This is a genomic window from Kitasatospora sp. NPDC056181, from assembly GCF_042266225.1.
Lineage (GTDB): Bacteria > Actinomycetota > Actinomycetes > Streptomycetales > Streptomycetaceae > Kitasatospora.
Genome location: NZ_JBHJUK010000129.1, coordinates 1 through 1,240, shown reverse-complemented (window position 1 = coordinate 1,240; position 1,240 = coordinate 1). Strand labels below are relative to the sequence as shown.

The following is a 1,240-nucleotide window of genomic DNA, read 5'->3' as shown; positions in this document are numbered from 1 at the left end:
GGGGTCTTGCCGGCGCCGATGTGTTCGCGGTACCAGATCCAGGCCTCGGGGTTGATCGGCTCGCCGACGCTGCCCAGGACCCGCAGGGAGGAGAGGTCGAACTTGGCGGGGATGTCGTCTCCCCACTTCATGAAGGTGCGGATCGCGGTGGGGGCGGTGTAGAGGATGGTGACGCCGTACTTCTGGACGATCTCCCAGAAGCGGCCCTGGTGGGGGGTGTCGGGGGTGCCCTCGTAGATGACCTGGGTGGCGCCGTTGGAGAGCGGGCCGTAGACGATGTAGGAGTGGCCGGTGACCCAGCCGATGTCGGCGGTGCACCAGTAGACGTCGGTCTCCGGCTTGAGGTCGAAGACGGCGTGGTGGGTGTAGCTGGCCTGGGTGAGGTAGCCGCCCGAGGTGTGCAGGATGCCCTTGGGCTTTCCGGTGGTGCCGGAGGTGTAGAGGATGAACAGCGGGTGTTCGGCGTCGTGGGCCTCGGGGGTGTGCTCGGTGGACTGGCGTGCGGTGATCTCGTGCCACCAGACGTCGCGGCCCTGGGTCCAGGCGGTCTCCTGGCCGGTGCGGCGTACCACGAGGACGTGTTCGACGCCGTCGGCCTTGGTCAGCGCCTCGTCGATGGCGGGCTTGAGCGCGGAGGGCTTGCCGCGGCGGTAGCCGCCGTCGGCGGTGATGACCAGCTTGGCCCGGGCGTCCTGGATGCGGGAGGCCACGGCGTCGGCGGAGAAGCCGCCGAAGACCACGGAGTGGGTGGCGCCGATCCGGGCGCAGGCGAGGATCGCGACGACCGCCTCGGCGATCATCGGCAGGTAGACCGCGACCCGGTCGCCCTTGGTGACACCGAGTTCCAGCAGTGCGTTGGCGGCGCGGGAGACCTCGTCCTTGAGCTGGGCGTAGGTGATCGAGCGGCTGTCGCCGGGCTCGCCCTCGAAGTGGATGGCGACGCGGTCGCCGTTGCCGGCCTCGACGTGGCGGTCGACGCAGTTGTAGGCCACGTTGAGGCTGCCGTCGGCGAACCACTTGGCGAACGGCGGGTTGGACCAGTCCAGCGTCTCGGTGGGCTCGACGGCCCAGCTGAGGCGGCGGGCCTGCTCGGCCCAGAAGCCCAGGCGGTCCTCGGAGGCCTGCGCGTACGCGGCCGCGGTGACGTTGGCGGCTGCGGCGAGCTCTGCCGGCGGGGCGAAGCGCCGCTCCTCCTTGAGCAGGTTGGCCAGGCTCTCGTTGCTCAACGCGCACTCCTCAT

Annotated in this window: 1 protein-coding gene; it reads right to left on the bottom strand. The window is 70.2% G+C overall.

The window, feature by feature from the left end; genetic code table 11:
* A partial coding sequence (locus ACFC1F_RS33945) for an AMP-binding protein (protein WP_376164171.1) occupies positions 1 to 1,226 on the bottom strand: 1,226 nt, incomplete at its 3' end.
* Between the last annotated feature and the right edge of the window lie 14 nt (positions 1,227 to 1,240).